This window comes from Psychroserpens mesophilus, from assembly GCF_000826645.1.
Taxonomy (GTDB): domain Bacteria; phylum Bacteroidota; class Bacteroidia; order Flavobacteriales; family Flavobacteriaceae; genus Psychroserpens; species Psychroserpens mesophilus.
The window spans coordinates 222,127-241,678 of record NZ_JXJP01000001.1 but is presented as its reverse complement, the minus strand read 5'-3'; the positions used below and the strand labels follow the sequence as shown (position 1 = coordinate 241,678).

Annotated in this window: 15 protein-coding genes and 1 tRNA gene; 7 read left to right on the top strand and 9 right to left on the bottom strand. The window is 33.7% G+C overall.

All coding sequences use genetic code 11. The features are described from left to right. The first annotated feature begins 178 nt into the window (after window positions 1–178). From TD18_RS01065 to TD18_RS01050, 4 genes are all read left to right on the top strand, one after another. Window positions 179–3,280: a SusC/RagA family TonB-linked outer membrane protein gene (locus TD18_RS01065; protein ID WP_040247310.1), complete on the top strand. Its 3,102-nt coding sequence runs from the start codon at window positions 179–181 to the stop codon at window positions 3,278–3,280. Window positions 3,281–3,291: 11 nt separating this feature from the next. Next, window positions 3,292–4,890: a RagB/SusD family nutrient uptake outer membrane protein gene (locus TD18_RS01060; RefSeq protein WP_040247914.1), complete on the top strand. Its 1,599-nt coding sequence runs from the start codon at window positions 3,292–3,294 to the stop codon at window positions 4,888–4,890. 11 nt (window positions 4,891–4,901) lie between these two features. Then, complete coding sequence (locus tag TD18_RS16535; protein WP_084205804.1) at window positions 4,902–6,113, top strand: SusE domain-containing protein; 1,212 nt, start codon at window positions 4,902–4,904, stop codon at window positions 6,111–6,113. Window positions 6,114–6,188: 75 nt separating this feature from the next. Further along, a complete protein-coding gene (locus TD18_RS01050; protein ID WP_040247308.1) occupies window positions 6,189–9,071 on the top strand; it encodes an alpha-amylase family glycosyl hydrolase in 2,883 nt (960 codons plus the stop codon). Between the two features lie 119 nt (window positions 9,072–9,190). Here the strand turns inward: TD18_RS01050 and TD18_RS01045 are convergent. Next, window positions 9,191–9,272: transfer RNA gene (locus TD18_RS01045), tRNA-Leu, on the bottom strand. Between the two features lie 119 nt (window positions 9,273–9,391). On the opposite strand from TD18_RS01045, the gene TD18_RS01040 reads away from it, so the two are divergent. Beyond that, window positions 9,392–10,780, top strand: coding sequence for a dipeptidase (locus tag TD18_RS01040; protein WP_040247306.1), 1,389 nt, complete (start codon window positions 9,392–9,394; stop codon window positions 10,778–10,780). Between the two features lie 6 nt (window positions 10,781–10,786). On the opposite strand, the gene TD18_RS01035 is transcribed toward TD18_RS01040, so the two are convergent. After that, window positions 10,787–12,181: a M28 family peptidase gene (locus tag TD18_RS01035; RefSeq protein WP_040247304.1), complete on the bottom strand. Its 1,395-nt coding sequence runs from the start codon at window positions 12,179–12,181 to the stop codon at window positions 10,787–10,789. Between the two features lie 157 nt (window positions 12,182–12,338). On the opposite strand from TD18_RS01035, the gene TD18_RS01030 reads away from it, so the two are divergent. Further along, window positions 12,339–13,439, top strand: a complete 1,101-nt coding sequence (locus TD18_RS01030) for a DUF4407 domain-containing protein (protein WP_040247301.1) — start codon at window positions 12,339–12,341, stop codon at window positions 13,437–13,439. 8 nt (window positions 13,440–13,447) lie between these two features. Here the strand turns inward: TD18_RS01030 and TD18_RS01025 are convergent, their stop codons facing one another. The 3 genes from TD18_RS01025 to TD18_RS01015 form a co-directional block, all read right to left on the bottom strand. Beyond that, on the bottom strand, window positions 13,448–13,741 hold the full coding sequence (locus TD18_RS01025; RefSeq protein ID WP_040247299.1) for an STAS domain-containing protein: 294 nt from the start codon (window positions 13,739–13,741) through the stop codon (window positions 13,448–13,450). A 186-nt stretch (window positions 13,742–13,927) separates the two neighbouring features. Continuing rightward, a complete protein-coding gene (locus TD18_RS01020; RefSeq protein ID WP_040247297.1) occupies window positions 13,928–15,661 on the bottom strand; it encodes a DUF885 domain-containing protein in 1,734 nt (577 codons plus the stop codon). 4 nt (window positions 15,662–15,665) lie between these two features. Then, window positions 15,666–15,932: a DUF1272 domain-containing protein gene (locus TD18_RS01015; RefSeq protein ID WP_040247294.1), complete on the bottom strand. Its 267-nt coding sequence runs from the start codon at window positions 15,930–15,932 to the stop codon at window positions 15,666–15,668. 16 nt (window positions 15,933–15,948) lie between these two features. On the opposite strand from TD18_RS01015, the gene TD18_RS17340 reads away from it, so the two are divergent. Continuing rightward, the gene (locus TD18_RS17340; protein WP_040247291.1) at window positions 15,949–16,086 is read left to right on the top strand and encodes a hypothetical protein; all 138 of its coding nucleotides are present in this window, start codon (window positions 15,949–15,951) and stop codon (window positions 16,084–16,086) included. Here TD18_RS17340 and TD18_RS01005 read toward each other — a convergent pair. The 4 genes from TD18_RS01005 to TD18_RS00990 form a co-directional block, all read right to left on the bottom strand. After that, window positions 16,083–16,661, bottom strand: a complete 579-nt coding sequence (locus TD18_RS01005; RefSeq protein ID WP_040247289.1) for a PhnA domain-containing protein — start codon at window positions 16,659–16,661, stop codon at window positions 16,083–16,085. The two genes, TD18_RS17340 and TD18_RS01005, sit on opposite strands and share 4 nt — an antisense overlap. Window positions 16,662–16,753: 92 nt before the next feature. Further along, complete coding sequence (locus tag TD18_RS01000; RefSeq protein WP_040247287.1) at window positions 16,754–17,725, bottom strand: type I phosphomannose isomerase catalytic subunit; 972 nt, start codon at window positions 17,723–17,725, stop codon at window positions 16,754–16,756. Beyond that, the gene (locus TD18_RS00995; RefSeq protein WP_040247283.1) at window positions 17,722–18,246 is read right to left on the bottom strand and encodes a hypothetical protein; all 525 of its coding nucleotides are present in this window, start codon (window positions 18,244–18,246) and stop codon (window positions 17,722–17,724) included. Before TD18_RS00995 ends, TD18_RS01000 begins: the two co-directional genes overlap by 4 nt. Window positions 18,247–18,256: 10 nt before the next feature. Then, window positions 18,257–19,441 (bottom strand): response regulator, encoded by a 1,185-nt coding sequence (locus tag TD18_RS00990; RefSeq protein WP_040247282.1) that lies wholly within the window; start codon window positions 19,439–19,441, stop codon window positions 18,257–18,259. Window positions 19,442–19,552: the final 111 nt, after the last annotated feature.

Genomic DNA, 19,552 nt, shown 5'->3' with positions numbered 1-19,552 from the left:
TAATTATAGGTCATTTATTATTGATTTCTGTTAATTTAAAAAAAGTTTTTAACACGAAAACGTTTTCGCTTTGTAAATAGAATCTGATTATAGAGTATTTACTTAAAATTTACATAATTTTAACCCAAGAAGTGAAAATATAAACAACAATTAACTGAAATTAACTTAAAAATAGTGTATGAAAACATTTTTAAATAGCTTGCTATTACTCGCTCTATTGTTACCTGCAACCTTAATTGCTCAAACAATGGTAACAGGAACAGTGACAGATCAAGCTGATGCATCTCCTTTACCAGGTGTTAATATTCTCGTAAAGGGGACAACCACTGGAGCTTCAACTGATTTTGATGGTATTTATAGCATCAAGGTTAATCAAGGAGATATCTTAGTATTCTCATATTTAGGATATGTAACTCAGGAAATCACATATTCGGGACAATCAACCTTAGATATTATGTTAGTTGAAGATACTGCGCAATTAGATGAAATTGTAATTATTGGATATGGATCTGTAAAAAAGGAAGACGCCACTGGTTCTGTTGACGTTGTTTCTGAAAAAGACTTTAACCAAGGAGCCATAATTTCTGCAGATCAACTTTTACAAGGTAAGGCTGCTGGCGTAAGGATTACTACAGCAGGAGGTTCTCCTGACGCGGCTCCAAATATTAGAATCAGAGGTGGTGCTTCCTTATCAGGAAACAATAGCCCTCTAATTGTTATTGATGGTATTCCTCTTGACAACGGAGGAACTGCTGGTATTAGCAACCCTCTGAACTTAATTAATCCCAATGACATTGAAAGTTTTTCTATACTCAAAGACGCTTCTGCAACAGCAATTTACGGTTCTAGAGCATCAAATGGTGTAATTATTATTACTACTAAAAAAGGTACTTCAGGTGATGTTAAATTCAACTTCTCCGCAAATACTTCGGTTAGCAGTATTTCTGAATCAAATAGAATTGACGTAATGGACGGTAATCAATACACTAGTTTTATTCAACAGTTTTATCCAAATGAATCAGAAAAATTAGGTGTTCCTGTTGGATCAGTGATTACTTCTGAAACACCTTCTCAGATAATTAATACTACATCTGGATTAAGAGAAGTATATAATACAAATTGGCAAGACGCTATACTTAGAACAGCTATATCTTCAGATTACAACTTTAGTGCAAGAGCTAATTTGTTTGAAAAAATACCATTTCGTGCTTCTATTGGATATAACAATTCTGAAGGTGTTGTGGATACTGATGATTACGAAAGATACACGGCCTCGTTAAAATTAACACCTAAGTTATTTGATGATCATTTAAAAATAGACTTAAATGCTAAAGGGCTATATATAGAAAAGAATGCTATAGATGGCAATGGGGCACTTGGAGGAGCTTTGAATATGGATCCAACTAAACCCGTTTATGATTCAAATAGTCCATTTGGAGGTTTTTACAATCAAATTGGTAGCGCTTCATCTACAACTCCTAATGCATTAATTGGTGCATCTAATCCACTTGCATTATTAGAGCAACGTACAAGACCAGAAGAGGTTAAACGATTATTGGCTAACATTCAGTTTGATTACAAACTTCATTTCTTTCCTGATTTACGTGCAGTTTTAAATTTAGGTATTGAAGCTTCAAGAACAAACATTGAAGAACGTTTTTCAGATAATTCAATAGCCACTTATAGATTATCTGAAGCAGCTACTAATAGTTATATTTTTAATCCAGGTGTTAATTACAGAGAAGAACAGCACATTACAAATACAACAATGGATGCTTACTTAGTGTACAATAAAAGCTTCGAAGGATTTGTAAAAAGCGTTGAGGTTCAAGGTGGTTATGCTTATCAAGATTTTAAAAATGATGGTAATAAAGAAGAATATATCTACGCTAATGAAGACCAAGGAGACTTAGGTACTCGTATTTTAAACTTTGATCCTAATAACCCTAATAACAGATACTTTAATCCGTTAAATTTACAATCTTTTTTTGGGCGTGCAAATGTTAATTTCAATGAAAAATATCTTTTAACGGTATCTTTTAGAGCGGATGGCTCTTCATTATTTACAGAAGACAATCGTTGGGGATATTTCCCAGCTGCTGCATTAGCTTGGCAAATTGATGAAGAAAAGTTTTTAGAAAACTCTAAATTTATCAACTCTTTAAAGGTTAGATTAGGTTGGGGTGAAACTGGTCAACAAGATATTACTGGAAACGGAATTGGATTTTTCCCTTCTGTTCCATTATTTGAAATCGGTTCTCCTAATAGTCAATATCTAACTGGTGTAAATCTTTACTCTGCAAAAGAATTCAACCCTGACTTAACTTGGGAAAAAACAACTACTTATAACTTAGGTCTTGATTTTGCATTTTTTGAAAGCAGTAGATTATCAGGAAGTTTTGATATCTATAAAAGATATACATCTGATCTATTAGCATTAACTGATGTTCCTCCAGGACAAGGTTTAAGTACGGCTGTTATTCAAAACGTTGGAGAAACAGAAAGCAAAGGATTTGAATTAAATTTAAATATTGATGCTATTGATTCAGATAATTTTGATCTTTCATTCAACGGAAATATTGCGTATAATTTAACTGAAGTTACAAATTTAGATGGTGCTGAAGCTATTAATCAAACACCGACTATACCAGATGGTACTGGAACATTTCTTTTCCAACATGCTTTAGGTGAGCAAGCATATTCAGCTTTTGTTTACAAACAAGTTTATGACGCAAATGGAAACCCAATACCAGGGGCTTTCGTAGATTTAAATGGTGACAATGCAATTACTTCTGAAGATAGATATTATCAACCTATAAGACCTAATTGGACATTTGGTTTTGGTTTCTCTGCAAATTATAAAAACTGGGATTTAAGTGCTTCTTTCAGAGGTCAGTTTGATGGGAAAATTTATAACTCAGCAAGATTAATTGCTGGATATACAGATCGTGCTATCGAAACTCAAAACGAAGCTTTAAATAACGTTTTAGATTTTAATTCAGGTGCAGCAAATCCTGTGTTCAGTGATATCATTAATCAGCAAGCATTATCTGATTATTTCTTAGAAGATGCAGCGTTTCTACGTTGTGAAAACATAGCTTTAGGTCATACTTTTAATGAAATCTTAAAAGATACACGACTTAAAATATATGGAGCAGTGACAAACCCATTTTTGATCACTAATTACTCAGGTCAAGACCCTGAAAATTTTAACGGGCTTGATAATAACTTTTATCCAAGACCTACTGTTTATACTTTAGGTATTAACTTAGATTTCTAAAATAAATGACTATGAAAAATTATTTAAATTATGTTTTAATTACATTGGCGCTCTTAACGACGTTGGGTTGCACTGATGACTTAAACACAAAACCAATTGTCGAGTTATCTTTAGAAGAATTACTTGAACAAGATCCTCGTGCAATTGAAGGTGTTTTATCGCGACTTTATGGTTCTTTTGCGCTTTCTGGACCAGATGGACCAGGTAGTTCAGATATACCCGATGATCCTGGAGAGTCTCCTTTTCTTAGGGGAATTATAAATCTTCAAGACTTTACTGCTGATGCTATGAAGAATCGTTGGGGTGATAATGGTTTAGACCAGCTTACTACTACATCTGATTGGACCTCAGACAATAAGTTTTTTAGATACTTGTATAATAGAATCTATTATACTATCCCACAAGCAAATAACTTAATAAATGTTTTATCTGCAGTAGATGTAGAAAATGAAGAAGTTGTATCGTCTGAAATAAGATTTATTAGAGCTTTAGCTTACTATTATCTTATTGATTCTTTCGGTAAAGGAGCATTAGTAACTGAAGCTGATTTTGGAGTAACAACTCCTCTTCCTGAAGCTTCAAGACAAGAATTATTTAATTATGTAGAATCTGAATTGTTAGCTATTGAACCTCTTTTACCAAGTAGCAACAGTTACGGTCGAGCTAATAAAGCAGCGGCTCAAATGCTTTTGAGCAAACTTTATCTTAACGCTGAAGTTTATACCAATTCACCTAGATATGATGATGCCGCTACTTATGTTAATAGAATAATTAATGGTGGTGAATTTTCGTTAGCAGATGATTTTAGATTAAATTTCTCTTCTGATAATGATGATTCTCCTGAGATTATTTTTCCTTTAATAGCTGATGCCTCTATAAGTCAGAGTTTTGGAAACACAACTTATATTGTAAATGGTAGCCTTAGTACAGAAACTATGAATCCAAATGATTTTGGAGCAACACAAGGTTGGACAGGCCACAGATCATCCAAAGCATGGTACGGCTTATTCTGTGGTGGTATTAATAATTCTGATGAATTAAGAAATTGTAATGATGTAAGATCTCAATTATTTTGGATTGGGGAAGGTATAGATCCGATTACAAATTTACCTGTTGACTTACATAATTTTGAAATGGCAGATTATAGATCTTGGGAAGATGGATATCCATCAATTAAATTTAGAAATTCTAATTTAAATGCCAATACGTCTCCAACAGATTTCTCTAGTACAGATTTTCCTTTATTTCGTTTAGCAGATGCGTATCTTATGTATGCAGAATTAGCTTGGAGAGGAGCTGCTGGAACAGATCTTAATACTGCTTCTCAATATGTGAATTTAGTAAGAGAAAGATCAAATGCTTCAACCATTACTGCTTCAGATATTGATGAACAATTTATATTAGATGAAAGAGCAAGAGAATTAAACCTTGAAGGGCATAGGAGAACAGACTTAATCAGATTTAACAAATTTACTGGTGGTTCTTATATATGGCCATGGAAAGGTGGAACAGCTAGTGGCACCTCAATTTCAACGAATTACCGATTGTTTCCAATTCCAACAAATGCCATACAAGCAAACCCTAATTTAACACAAAACCCAGGATATTAATAAATAATAACATGATGAAAAATTTAAAATTTATATTATTAACGTGTATCGCTGTATTATCTTTTACAGCTTGTCAGCAAGATGACGATTTAGAGTTTGTAGCTACAGAAGCAACAGACTTAGCATTTACAACAACTTTTTTATCCAACTATGTTTTAAACTCAACAGTGAGTGAAAACCTAGCTGAGCGCTTTACATGGGATGATGCCAATTTTGGCGTAGCTACCAATGTTACGTATAGCTTACAAGCTGCTACATTAGAAGATTTTAGTGACTACATTGCAGGTGATGATTTATATAATATAGGAAATACTTCAGGTAATGAAATTCCTGTAACAGTTGGAGAAATGATTGATTTAGCTGAAGTAGCAGGCCTAGATAATGATCCTGCAACAGAGGCTTCTAATATTGGAGTACTATATTTTAGATTGATGGCTGTTGTAGGTGATGACGGTTTACCAACCATGTCTGAAATTCAAGCATTAAATGTTGAACTTCAAGAACAATCCATAGTTGTAGAAACTGGCGAATGTGAAGTTGACATCCTTTATGGTGTTGGTGCTGGATTACCTGCTGCAGGATGGGACTGGGGAACTCCAGTTGAATTAATGTGTACACAAGATGGTGTTTGGTCTGGAAATGTAGAATTCCAAAATACAGTAGATAACAATAATTTCAGATTCTTTACTGAAAGTGGTGAATGGGCTTCTGGAAGAAATTATCCATGGTATGTAGCTGAAGGATATACGATTGATAGTAACCTTGTTGATGCTATGGATGGCGATAATAATTTTGCTTTCGTTGGAACTAATGGCACTTACTTGTTAACAATTGATACCAATAACTTAGAGATAACACTAGGAACACCTAATGCTGAAGGGACTTGTGAATTTGATGTTCTTTATGGTGTTGGAACTGGCTTAGTTGACACTGGCTGGGACTGGGCAAATCCTGCACAGTTTGTATGTACTTCTGATGGTGTTTGGTCTGGAAGCGTAGCTTTACAAAATAACGGTGGAGCAGATAACAACTTTAGATTCTTTACAATCCTTGATGAATGGGCTTCAGGTAGAAATTATCCTTACTATGTAGATGCAGGTTACACTATTGATAGTGAGTTAGTAAATGCTGAAGATGGTGATTTTAATTTTGCTTTTGTTGGTACAACTGGAACATACACCATAACTATTGACACCAATAACCTTACAATTACGTTAGATTAAACCATATTATCTTTAATAATAATATAAAAGGCTATGGTATTTATACAACATAGCCTTTTTTTTAAAATACTTGCTATGAAAAAAGTTTTACTATTATTACTATTACTATCTTTCTATTCAAACGCACAAGTATCACTAAGTGTTGGTGCTATTGAAGTTGATCAACCAGTTACCATTACTGTTGATATAAATAATACTACTGGAACAAACTGTAACGGATTTGTTAATCCCAATAAGGTTTATATGCACTCAGGAATTGGTGATAATTCAGATGCTTTTGGTTTTAACGTTATCGGAAATTGGGGACAAGATGATGGTGTTGGCCAAATGATAAACCAAGGAGGTGGTATTTTTACAATTACCATAACACCTCAGGATTATTATGGTTTAACTCAGCCTCAAGCAGGCGCTGCCACCCAAATTGGAATGGTATTTAGAAATGAAGATGGCTCTCAAGAATTAAAAGATAGTGGCTGCAGCGATTATATATTTCCAGTAGGAACTGTAAATGTTACAATTACTCAACCTTCAAGTTCGCAAGTGGTTGTGAATTCTGGATCTAATCTAACTGTAAGTGCTATAATAGCTTTCCAAGGTTCAACTACGGTACAGGGAAGTTTTGAAGTATTCTACAATAATGTTTCTGTCGCAAATGGAACATGTGGTTTCCCAACTTGTAGCAGTACGATTTCAAATATTACTGAAAGTGGTACGGTTCGTATTGTTGGTTCTCCTCCTGGAACTTCAGATACTGGAGAAGCGAGTTTTGAGGTGTATGTTGTGACCTCTGTTACTGAACAAGCACTTCCTTCAGGGGTAATTGACGGTATTAATTATGGAGCTGATCCCACCAAAGCAACTTTAGTGCTTTCAGCACCAGGTAAAGAATTTATTCAAGTAGCTGGTAGCTTTAACAACTACATGCCTACCAATTCAGACGTTATGAAACGTGATCCTAGTACTGGAAAGTACTGGTTAGAAATAACAGGTTTAACTCCTGGACAAATTGAAACATATCAATACTGGGTTTTTGATACTAACCCAATCACGAATTCTCCTGGATTAGTAAAAACTGCAGATCCCTTTTCAACTCTAGTATTATCACCTTTTGATGATCCTTTCATTCCAAGTAATAGTTATCCTAATTTACCAGTATATCCAGCGGGTCAAGAACGAGAAGTAACTGTTCTTCAAACTGGACAAACACCGTACAACTGGCAGGTAACAAATTTTCAGAAACCAAAAAAGGAAGATTTAGTTGTTTACGAAGTGTTAGTAAGAGATTTTGATGCAGACCGTAATTATCAGGATTTAATTGATCGTATAGATTATTTTAAAAATCTGAATGTAAATGCTATACAATTAATGCCAGTCATGGAATATGAAGGTAATGAAAGTTGGGGCTACAATACTTCTTTCCACATGGCATTAGACAAATATTATGGTACAGAAAATAAGTTTAAAGAGTTTATTGATTTATGTCATCAAAACGGAATAGCAGTTATTCTCGATGTGGCTTTAAATCATGCTTTCGGAAGAAATCCTATGCAACGTATGTGGATGAATGATCCTGAAGGTGATGGTTGGGGCGGACCGAGTAGTGATAACCCTTATTTTAATGAAGTGCCTAAACATAGTTATAATGTAGGTTCAGACTTTAATCATCAAAGTGCTTTAACACAAGAATACACTAGACGTGTTGTAAAACATTGGATTGAAGATTTTAAAATTGATGGATTCCGTTGGGACTTAACAAAAGGATTTACTCAAAATTGTGAAAATAACGAAGGGTGTACTAACAGCTATCAACAAGATCGCGTAGATGTGTTAAAAGCATACGCTGATTATTCTTGGTCTCTTGACGATACACATTATGTGATTTTTGAGCATTTAGGTTCAGAAAACGAAGAAAAAGAATGGGCAAATTATCGTTATAACGAAGGTAAAGGCGTCATGATGTGGGGAAAAATGACAGATCCTTACAACCAACTTACTATGGGATTCAATTCTAACAATAACATAAATGGTATTGGGCACAAATCGCGTTCTCAGTTTCTAGGACCAAGAGTGATGGGTTATCCAGAAAGCCATGATGAAGAGCGTTTAATGTATAAAAATGTAACGTTTGGAAACCAATCAAACGGTTCTCATAATGTGAGAGATTTAAACACTGCTTTATCCAGAATGTCTGCATTAGGCGCTGTATCTATTTGTGTGCCTGGTCCAAAAATGTTATGGCATTTTGCTCCTTTAGGTATGGATAATTCTATTTACACATGCCCAAATGGTACTGTAAACGATGAAAGTGGTACTGATGGAAACTGCAAATTAGATACCAAACCTCAACCTCAATGGGTAGAGAATTGGTTAGGAGATGCCAACAGAAGACAAATTTATGATGATTGGGCGAGACTAATTGATCTAAAAATTAATGAGCCTGTATTTGAAGGTGATTATGCAATTACTTCTGGAAGTTTAACTCCTAGAATTGATATTTTTGATACTTCACTTCCTAGTGGACAAATACAAAATGTTATTATATTAGCTAATTTTGATGTAGTTTCAAGAACTATTAATACAAGTTTTCCAACTGGTGGAACCTGGTATGATTTAATGGACGAAACTGGAAATACAACTTACAGTGCCTCAACTATAAGTATTCCTGCTGGACAATTTAGAATATTTGGTAATCAGCCTTCTACTTTAAGTAGCGAATCATTTGCTTCTAATGAAGCGTTTAGCATTTATCCTAATCCTGTAAACGATACGTTTAAAACGAATAAAGCTTTAGAAAGCTTACAAATTTTTGATATCACAGGCAAATTAGTGAAATCATTTCATGGTGCGTTTACTAAAAATGACTCGTATGACATTTCAGATTTGAAGCCAAGTCTTTATTTAGTTAAAATAGAAAATAAGAATGGTCAAACACTGACTTCAAAAATTTTAAAACTTTAAATTGATTTTATAGCAATTTGAATTAGCCTGAAAAAGCTTTCCAACTATTATGGAAAGCTTTTTTTATTTAAAATAAGTCCATAAAAAAAGCTAACTCGTTAAAGTTAGCTTATATATTGTACAGGCGGAGAGACTCGAACTCTCACACCTCGCGGCACTAGATCCTAAGTCTAGCGTGTCTACCAATTCCACCACGCCTGCAACTTTCCAATAAATATTGGGATGCAAATATAAACAATAGTTTCAATATTCAAATAACTTTAATAACGAAAAAATCGTCTTCATTTTGTATTTTTGAATGAATCCTAAAACAAAAGTAAATGCAACACATTCAATCGTACATAAAAAACCATAAAGATCGTTTTCTAAATGAATTAATAGAACTGCTAAAAATCCCTTCAGTAAGTGCAGATCCATCGTTTAAGGACCATGTGTTTAAAACAGCTGATGTTATTAAAGAAAGCCTACTAAAAGCCGGTTGTGATAACGCAGAAATTTGTCAAACCGATGGTTTTCCTATTGTGTATGGTGAAAAAATGATTGATAAAAATCTTCCGACAGTTTTAGTCTATGGGCATTATGATGTGCAACCAGCCGATCCATTAGATTTATGGGATTCACCACCTTACGAACCTGTGATTAAAAAAACTGAAATACATCCCGAAGGAGCCATTTTTGCACGAGGTGCTTGTGATGATAAAGGTCAGATGTACATGCATGTAAAGGCTATGGAATTCATGACCGAAACAAATCAATTGCCTTGCAATGTAAAATTTATGATTGAAGGTGAAGAAGAAGTTGGAAGTGTTAACCTTTCCAAGTTTGTAAAAAACAATCAGGAAAAACTAAAGAATGACGTCATCTTAATTTCCGATACTGGAATGATTGCTCAAGATGTACCATCGATTACAACGGGTTTAAGAGGTTTAAGTTATGTTGAAGTTGAAGTGACTGGTCCAAATAGAGATTTGCACTCTGGTCTATATGGAGGCGCTGTTGCAAACCCTATCAACATTTTGACAAAAATGATAGCGTCACTTCATGATGAAAACAATCACATTACAATTCCAGGCTTTTATGATAAAGTCGAAGAGCTTTCAGACGAGGAACGTGCTGAAATGGCAAAAGCGCCTTTCTCTTTAGAAGCTTATAAAAAATCAATAGATATTGATGCTGTATATGGTGAAAAAGGATACACAACCAACGAAAGAAACTCTATAAGACCAACTCTTGATGTCAACGGAATTTGGGGAGGCTACACAGGTGAAGGTGCAAAAACTGTAATTGCAAGTAAAGCCTATGCTAAAATTTCCATGAGATTGGTACCTCATCAAGAATGGGAAGAGATTACTGAGCTTTTTAAAACTCATTTTGAAAGCATTGCTCCTGAAGGTGTAAGAGTTAAAGTGAAACCTCATCATGGTGGACAAGGTTATGTCACTCCTATAGACAGTATAGGTTATCAAGCAGCTTCAAAAGCATATCAGGATACGTTTGGAAGAACACCAATACCTCAGCGTAGTGGTGGAAGTATTCCTATTGTATCGCTTTTTGAACAAGAATTGAAGAGTAAAACTATTTTAATGGGCTTCGGATTAAATAGTGATGCCATCCACTCTCCTAACGAACATTTTGGCGTGTGGAACTATTTTAAAGGTATTGAAACAATTCCTTTATTTTATAAGTATTTTACTGAATTAAGCAAATAGTATCAACTACTCTTTCACAATTTTATATGTTCCGGTTTTCTCAGAAGAAGAAACTTTGAGGAAGTAAATACCTTGAGGCAAATTTTTCATATTTAATGCTGTCGCATTATTAGAAACGTTTTTTTGTAATATCAACTTCCCTGATACATCAAACAAATTTAATGCAATGGTTCCTGAATTATTAACGATTTCAATCGTAAGATTTGTAGAAACCGGATTTGGAAATAGTCTAACTTCAGAAGTTAAAAATTGATCTTGTCCTAAAGTGTCAAATTGGATACATTCACTGCGCTCAATGCAAGTACCAGAAGTAATTTCAACAGCATAATTTCCAGTTACTGTTGGCATATAAGATTGCGAGGTAGCTCCAGAAATTGGAGTATTCGTATCACAATTAATCCACTGATAAGCTGCTGAAGCTTGATCTGCTGTTAACATGGTAACCGTTTGACTTATACCATTATCAACATCAACTAAACCTCCTACAGTTGCCATATAAGCCGTGGTTAGTTTAGTAAGTTCATGAAAATAAGGTAAATCTAAAGTACTAAAACGATCACCAGACGTATGATAAAAAGGTGTTTGATCATTCGTTTCCCACGACTCACCTAGCAATACAGCAGAGTATGCGTCTTCAGGAAAATTACCAACTGCCCAAAAACTAGCATGATCACTGTTAATAGTGCCTGGATTAACCTCAATGACAGATAAATTAAATGAATATGTATTTAATACATTAATGATATCGTCTTTCATCCCTTCCGAATCAGCAAGATTTCTATAGTCTATATCAAACTCATTATCACCTGGTGCTCCTGGAGCATCACCATCATAACCCATCATATCCAGATTCAATACACCTAATATATTATCTCCATTGCTAAATGCTTGATCAGCATAAAACGACGATCCATTTAATCCGATTTCCTCTTCATCCCATAAGGCATATACAATGGTATTTTCTAAACATTGGGTTGACAAAATTCTAGCCGCTTCCAAGACTGCTGCTGTACCTGTTGCATTATCGTCAGCACAATAATCGGCTAAAGTATCATAATGCGCACAAATGATATAAATATCATTAGGATTGGTTTTCCCTAGTTGAGTTGCAATTATATTTCTTCCGTTTGAATCAAATTGTTGGTCGTTGATAACGATATTATCTAATGCTTCAAATTTTTGTACTAAATAATCACCTGCCAACTCATTATTTGCTTGTTGCCTGTTCAATATAGTAACGGTATTGCCATCAACAACTGTAGAAATTTCACCTGAAAATTCTTGAAGTGTAAGTGATAATGTATCTAAATCAACCTTATCGATTATATCTTGTATGGATTGTGCATAAGAATTAAATACACTTAAAAAAAGACATATAATAGTAGTTCTAAAAGTATTCATTGTGGGCAATTTTTCTTTTAATTTTTATCAAATATAGTGGATTTTAACAATATAAGCGCCTGCTAAGCTCGCCAGATCAAGTCTTTTATTTTAAAAAAGTGTAACATCTGAAGCATTTTTGCGTTCTAATAGACAATCAATCAAAATCTAATCAATCATGCTTAAGAAATTCTTCATTATCTGTTCTGGTTCTGATACAGACATCTTAGCCAATTGTTCTATAGGAGAACAAAACAAATTTGCTGGCATTGGAGCCACTGTATTTTTCACGGCTGTCATGGCATTTATTGCTTGTAGTTATGCCTTATATACCGTTTTTGATCAGCTTTATGCAGCCATTGCTTTTGGATTTATTTGGGGACTGTTGATTTTTAATTTAGATCGTTTTATCGTGTCAACAATTAAAAAACGAAATAATAGTATTGATGAAATTATACAGGCTTCACCTCGATTACTTTTAGCTGTAATTATTGCCATAGTGATTTCAAAGCCCTTAGAGTTGAAGATTTTTGAAAAGGAAATTAATCAGGTGCTTTTAGAACAAAAAAACGATTTAACGTTAGCTAATAAAGAACAAATTGCGCTACAATTTACCCCTAATGTTGAAGCTTTAGAAAATGACGTCAAAGCGTTACAGGGTCAAATAAGCACTAAAGAGGCAGAAGTTAACGCGCTGTATGACACTTATATTTCTGAAGCTGAAGGCACAGCTGGAACGCAGCTGTTAGGAAAAGGTCCTGTGTATAAAGAAAAAAGAGAAAAACACGATGCAGCCTTAGCTGAATTACAACAACTAAAAACAGAAAACAAAGCAAAAATTGCTTCCATTGAAAATCAGATTACACAATTAAAAACAAATTATGAGACTCAGATCACAAGCTCTCAACCTATCATTGATGGTTTCGATGGTTTGATGGCTCGTGTAAGTGCCTTGGCTGAGTTGCCTTGGCTACCTTCACTCTTCATTTTATTATTATTTCTAGCTATAGAAACATCTCCAATATTCGCCAAATTACTATCTCCAAAAGGTGAATATGACTATAAATTAGAAGATGCAGAAACAGCCGTTAAAACATGGGTAGAACAGAAAGTTAACGAGCGTAAAATTCTTCTTAAAACAGATCAAACCATAAATAACAGAATTTATAATGACATTGCCGAAGAAGATGAGCTTTATGCCTATAAACGCAAAAAGGCAAGAGAATTAATGCAATTGCAAGCTGATGCTTTTTTTAAACATCAAAAAAATGCCTTGTAGTATTTTATTTAAGCTGCAGTTACTGTTTCTCGTTCTTTCGTTTTAAAGTGATTAAACACTTCTTGACAACCCAAACCAATAATTGATAAACGTTTTTGTTTTATTATCGATTCATTGTGTAATTGTGCAATAGCAGTAACACCGTGACGATCAATACTTTTTAAATCTTCAATACTAATTGTAATGGCATTCGCTTTTTCAAAAATATTTCTGAATTTACTTTTAAACAAGTGAATATTATGTCTGTCTAAAGACCCTTTTACTTTAAAGAAGTTGTTTGAGTTTGTAATTTCTAAGTCCATAATAATAGCATTTTGAGGTTAATGTTGTTGTAAATTTTGGCGCTAAAATCAATGATTTCTGAATTAAATATCCAAAATTAAACATAGCTTATGCTATTTTTTCGACTAAATGTATCATTGGTAAGATTTCGTTCATAAATAGCATTTTTTATCCGATAAAATACACGACAACAGCAACTTAAATCGTTACTCTTTGTTCGTTTTTGCTATGTAGTTATTAATTCTATCTTCTAAAATTGCAAGTGTCACAGTACCTTGATTTAAAATCACATCATGAAATTCTCTGATATCAAACTTCGCACCTAATGTAGTTTCAGCTTTTTTACGAAGCTCTCTTATTTTTAGTTCGCCAATTTTATATGACAAAGCTTGACCAGGCCAGGAAATATAGCGATCAGTTTCAGTATTAATTTCATGCAGTGATAAAGCCGTATTTGAAGCCATATAATTTACAACTTGCTCACGTGTCCAGCCTTTTGCATGAATTCCAGTATCTACAACCAATCTGCAGGCTCTCCACATTTCATACGTTAGTTTTCCAAATTGCTCATAAGGTGTGGTGTACATTCCCATTTCTTCAGCTAAAAACTCACAATATAATCCCCAACCTTCACCATAAGCAGACAAATACATGTTTTTTCGAAAGCTTGGAATACTATCACCTAGTTCATTATTTAAACTTCCTTGTAAATGATGGCCAGGAACTGCTTCATGAACTGTTAAAGACGGCATGGTATATAAGGTTCTACTAGGCAAATCATAGGTATTTAACCAATAGTAACCTGGATCTGTGCTTTCTTTGGTTGTACCAATATAGCGACCTGTTGTATATTTTGGTGCAATGGCATCTGGCACTGGAGCCACTCCATAAGGTTTGCGTGGCAATGTTTTAAAAAATCGTGGTAACTGTGCATCTGCTCGTTTTGCCATATCACGAGCTATCATTAAAAGTTGCTCTGGAGTTTCGGCATAGAATTGCTTATCTGTTCTTAAAAAATGAAAGAAATCTTCAAAGCTTCCTTTAAAATTTAAATCACTGATAATGGTTTCCATTTCAGCTTTGATACGTGCCACTTCTTTGAGTCCGATTTGATGAATATCATCAGCACTGTATTGCGTACTCGTTGTATAATAATTTATTCTATTCTGGTAATAGGCTTTTCCATTTGGAGTTTCAGAAACGCCTAAGGTCGTTCTTGTCTTCGGAAAGTATTCGGTTTCAAAGAAGGTTTTAATTCGTTTGAACTGAGGAATCACCTGAGTTTCAATAGCTGTTTTTGCAGCAGTTAAAACGGAATCCCTTTGAGTTTCACTTAAATCATTCGGAAGGTTTTTAAATGGTGAAAAATAATAACTCTCTTCAAAATTACCAACGATATGCGTATCATAAGTCGATTCGTAACCATTGAAAATAACCCTTGGTTGAGAAACCCCTTTTTCTAAACCTTTACGCAAGTGCTCTAAATTTTGACTTACAAATTTAGGAATGGCATTTAACTTCTTAAGATATTCCCTAACCTGCCAGTAATTGGTTAAAGGTCTAACTTCATACGTTAAATTGGTATGGAATCCTGTATCAGACAGTAACGGATTTAAAAACTCTTCAAATTCATAAAAATCAATTTGGTCTTGTAATACAAACTTTAAAAGTGTTAATGAAATTTGTTCAGTTTCGCTTAAAGTTTCTGGTTTTATTTCAGAAAGTGCTTCTAACTTTTCCTGAGCAAACTCAGCTTCAGATTTATAATATTCTTCTGAAAAATCGCCTAAAGGATATTCATTTTTATCATAAGTTTCATGATCCTGGTAATCATTTATAATTATTTCTAAGGCTTCCGAAGCACTAACTGACTTCTCTTCCTCTTGGCATGTAAACAAACTGAAAATAAGAATTGTAATGATATATTTTGAATACGACATGGATTTAATTTTTAGTTAAACGCTCCTGATGTTTTTTAAGATCAACAGGCTTATGAACAACAGTAGTTGAAACCGGATATTCTTCTAGTAAATGTTCTGGACGAATTGGTCGTTTTTCAAAACCACCTCCGCAATTAGGACAAACCTCTTGCAAAACTCCGTCGACGCAATCTTTACAAAAGGTACATTCAAAAGTACAAATCATGGCCTCTGTAGAATTGAAATGCAAGGCCTTATTACAATGCTCACAAGTTGGTCTTATTTCTAACATTATTTAATTTTGTATTATGAAACCATCTTACCAAGTTATTCTTTATGTCATTTTGGCTAGCATCACAATTTACGGAATTGTTTCTGGAAAATTTTTGTTTTTAATCTTTATGCTTCCTTTAGGGTTCAGCTTTTTTAAAAAGAAAAACGACTAAAGTTTCTTTACGTATTTGGTAATGATTACGATTTGTTGTGCTCCAACTTTACCTTCGATATATTCTGAATTTTCATGATCTAATCGAATATTTCTAACTGCTGTGCCTTGTTTGGCTACCATACTTGAACCTTTAACTTTCAAATCTTTTATCAAAACAACCGAATCTCCAGACTCTAAAATTACACCATTCACATCTCTATGAATGATTTTATTAGCGTCATCTTCATGTTCTCCTGTGGCTCTTGCTAAAGCTAAAGCTTCGTCATCTAAGTACATCATGTCTAATAAGTCTTTTGGCCAGCCTTCACTTCTAAGTCGTTGCAACATGCGCCAAGCCATAATTTGAACAGCAACATGTTCACTCCACATGCTATCGTTTAAACACCTCCAATGGTTAGGATCCATGTCTGTATTGCCTTCTATTTGATCCTTGCACGTATTACAGATAAGAACATCGTTGGCTACATTTTCATTTAAAGAAGGTGGAATGGTATATTGAGATAAATTATTACTTGCACTGCACAATTCGCAGTTGTTATTACTTCGTTCTTGAAGGGTTTGTAGTACGCTCATTTTGATTATTAATTAGGTATACAAATATATGAATTGTCAATTGGTAATGCTTATAAAATAAAATATGATACACTTAGTAAGCTATTGCAATCCTATGCATTTACATAAACTTCTAACAATTTAGCATTTTCAGAACTAAACATCACCCGATTGGTAATTGCTGGTAACAAAATGGTCTCTCCCATTTGTAAAGTTTCGAATTCTCCATCTGCAGTGATGTTAACTTGGCCTTCTACACACATAAAAATGAGAAAGGAATCTAAATTTGAATAATCTTTAACGCACTCACTTTCAACATTAATAATATTTGTTGTGAAATACTCACAGTCAACAATATTCGAACTTCTATTAGATTGAAGTTGATAGTTTGACTTTCCGTTAGAGTGAAATTGCTTTGTTGCTTTTTCTGCTAACTTTGTATGTAACTCCCTTTTTTCACCTTTATCATCTGTGCGATCCCAATCGTAAACACGATAGGTTATATCTGAGGTTTGTTGAATCTCTGCTGCTAAAACTCCTGCGCCAATGGCATGAATTTTACCAGCTGGAATAAAAAAGCTATCACCTTTTTTTACACATTCTCTATTGAATACACTTTCAATATTTTCTGAAGTGATGTGATTTAAGATTTGTGGATTGGCATTTTCGTTCTTTAATCCCATCACAATATTGGCATCATCATCACTGTCCATGATATACCACATTTCGGTTTTACCAAAAGAGTTATGGTATTTTTTAGCCATATCATTATCGGGATGTACTTGAACAGACAAATCTGTATTGGCATCTAAAAATTTTATTAGGAGTGGGAATTGATGGCCAAAGTTTTCAAAATTGGATGCTCCCAAAAAAAGAGCTTCATGCTCTATTAATAAAGATTTGAGGTTTTTGCCTTTATAAATGCCATTGCTTACTACAGAAATATTCCCATTCACATCAGAAACCTCCCAACTTTCACCTACATCTTGCTTATTGGTTTGTTTTGCAAAAATTGTACTGAGTTTATTTCCTCCCCAAATTTTTTCTTTAAGGATTGGATTAAATTTTATGGGATATACTTTCATTTTAATAGCTTTTTAAATATTTCATTTTGATATTGAATCTGATGCATTTCTCTTTCAATCTCTATTCTTTTTAAATAATCGATTACTGAAAACAGCTTTTGAAACAATGTTCTTTTCATACGATGACTTTTTAAAATTGCTTGGTCATATTTAATTATAGAATCTTGATGTTCAACAATTTTATAGATTACTTTATCTAAACTTTGATAACGTCTATTTATTAAATTAAGATTTACAAATCCTATATGATTTAAGTTGAAATTATTATACATATATCTTGCGCCAGCTTTCACTGCAGAGATATCAGACTTAAATTTTTTAATGTTTACGATTGAAACATTTTCACAAGATTCTTTAACTGCCTTGAGCATAGAATAGGTGTTATCTTTGCTATCATTATTGACTAAACAAAATTGAATGCTTTTCGCATTATTACAGCAGTTTAGAAACAGATTGATATCCATCTCCTTTTCATAATTATGGAATACGAGTATAATTCCTGTTTTTACTGGTAAATACATGTAGATTTTATTAAGCCACTTTCATTGTTGAAGAAACAGCAATCTTATTTTTGCTTTTTTTTCTTCTATAAACCCATGCAATTTGTCCTAATTGACCTATAATTTTAAAAGAATCTTTCATTGAAAGTTTAGACCCATCTGCATGAATCCAACGTTTTAAAGGTTGTTCACACAACATTGATTTTGCTTCTTTCAAACCAAAATGAATGGTCATTCTTTTGAAAATTTCAACGTCAAAAATCCATTGTGTCACGAATTTTTCACTGAACGCAATTTTGATAACATCTTTATGGAAAATCTTAGCGCCACACTGAGTGTCTTTAAAGTCCATTGATAAAATCTTTCTGATAATAAAATTGATACTTAAGCTAATAATCTTTCTAGCAGATTCTTTAGTTATATTAGCTCCCATTCTAGAGATTCTGGATCCACTAACAATTTTGAATTCTGAATGCTCTATTGTTTTCACTAGGTCATCGAAATCGGCTAAGTCTGTTGATAAATCGGCATCTAAAAACCCGATATAATCTAAATCTTCTTTTTTAGCCATGTGCAACATTCCTAATCTTACAGCTTCAGCTTTACCTCCATTTTGCTCACAATCATAAACAGTAATAAAATCTTCTCTTCCTTTTTGTAAATCTTTTAACACTTTTAAGGTTTGATCTTTGCTACCATCATTCACGAAACACAAATGATATCCTGAATTTTTATCAATGTAATTAGTAAATTCTTTACTTAATAATCGCTCCTCTTCATTATAACAAGGAATGACCACACCAACGCATCTTTGTTGAATCATCACATCACAGCGCTCTGTTTTCCCTTGCAATTCTGGAGTACCAATAAGGCGCTTAACCCGAGCGCAAATTTCATTTAAACTCAAGGGCTTTTTCATATAGTCATCAATACCCAAATCGAACCCATTTGTAATAATAAGATCTTGAGTATTACCTGATAAAACCATGATAGGTGTATCAGAATCTTTTGTATGCCTGATATATTTTACAATTTCTAAGCCAGAGATACCAGGCATATTAATGTCGACGATTACCAAGTCTGGTTTGAATTCGTTGAAAAGTTCAAAACTCTTCAGCGCATCAGTCTCAATTTTTACGTCGTATCCTAGGGCTGTTAATCGTTTTTCTAATGGTAATAAAACTAATTGTTGATCGTCTATTGCTAATACTCTCATAATACTATTTTGATGTGTTTGTTGGGTCAAATGTACTCTGATTGACGCCTTAAAATTGTTTATTTAGTTGGTACAACAGTTAATGTAGACGAATGGTAGATTTCTGTAGAT

Coding starts and splice junctions, on each gene's coding strand:
- TD18_RS01065 (WP_040247310.1), top strand. CDS start 179: ATGAAAACATTTTTAAATAGCTTGCTATTACTCGCTCTATTGTTACCT.
- TD18_RS01060 (WP_040247914.1), top strand. CDS start 3,292: ATGAAAAATTATTTAAATTATGTTTTAATTACATTGGCGCTCTTAACG.
- TD18_RS16535 (WP_084205804.1), top strand. CDS start 4,902: ATGATGAAAAATTTAAAATTTATATTATTAACGTGTATCGCTGTATTA.
- TD18_RS01050 (WP_040247308.1), top strand. CDS start 6,189: ATGAAAAAAGTTTTACTATTATTACTATTACTATCTTTCTATTCAAAC.
- TD18_RS01040 (WP_040247306.1), top strand. CDS start 9,392: ATGCAACACATTCAATCGTACATAAAAAACCATAAAGATCGTTTTCTA.
- TD18_RS01035 (WP_040247304.1), bottom strand. CDS start 12,181: ATGAATACTTTTAGAACTACTATTATATGTCTTTTTTTAAGTGTATTT.
- TD18_RS01030 (WP_040247301.1), top strand. CDS start 12,339: ATGCTTAAGAAATTCTTCATTATCTGTTCTGGTTCTGATACAGACATC.
- TD18_RS01025 (WP_040247299.1), bottom strand. CDS start 13,741: ATGGACTTAGAAATTACAAACTCAAACAACTTCTTTAAAGTAAAAGGG.
- TD18_RS01020 (WP_040247297.1), bottom strand. CDS start 15,661: ATGTCGTATTCAAAATATATCATTACAATTCTTATTTTCAGTTTGTTT.
- TD18_RS01015 (WP_040247294.1), bottom strand. CDS start 15,932: ATGTTAGAAATAAGACCAACTTGTGAGCATTGTAATAAGGCCTTGCAT.
- TD18_RS17340 (WP_040247291.1), top strand. CDS start 15,949: ATGAAACCATCTTACCAAGTTATTCTTTATGTCATTTTGGCTAGCATC.
- TD18_RS01005 (WP_040247289.1), bottom strand. CDS start 16,661: ATGAGCGTACTACAAACCCTTCAAGAACGAAGTAATAACAACTGCGAA.
- TD18_RS01000 (WP_040247287.1), bottom strand. CDS start 17,725: ATGAAAGTATATCCCATAAAATTTAATCCAATCCTTAAAGAAAAAATT.
- TD18_RS00995 (WP_040247283.1), bottom strand. CDS start 18,246: ATGTATTTACCAGTAAAAACAGGAATTATACTCGTATTCCATAATTAT.
- TD18_RS00990 (WP_040247282.1), bottom strand. CDS start 19,441: ATGAGAGTATTAGCAATAGACGATCAACAATTAGTTTTATTACCATTA.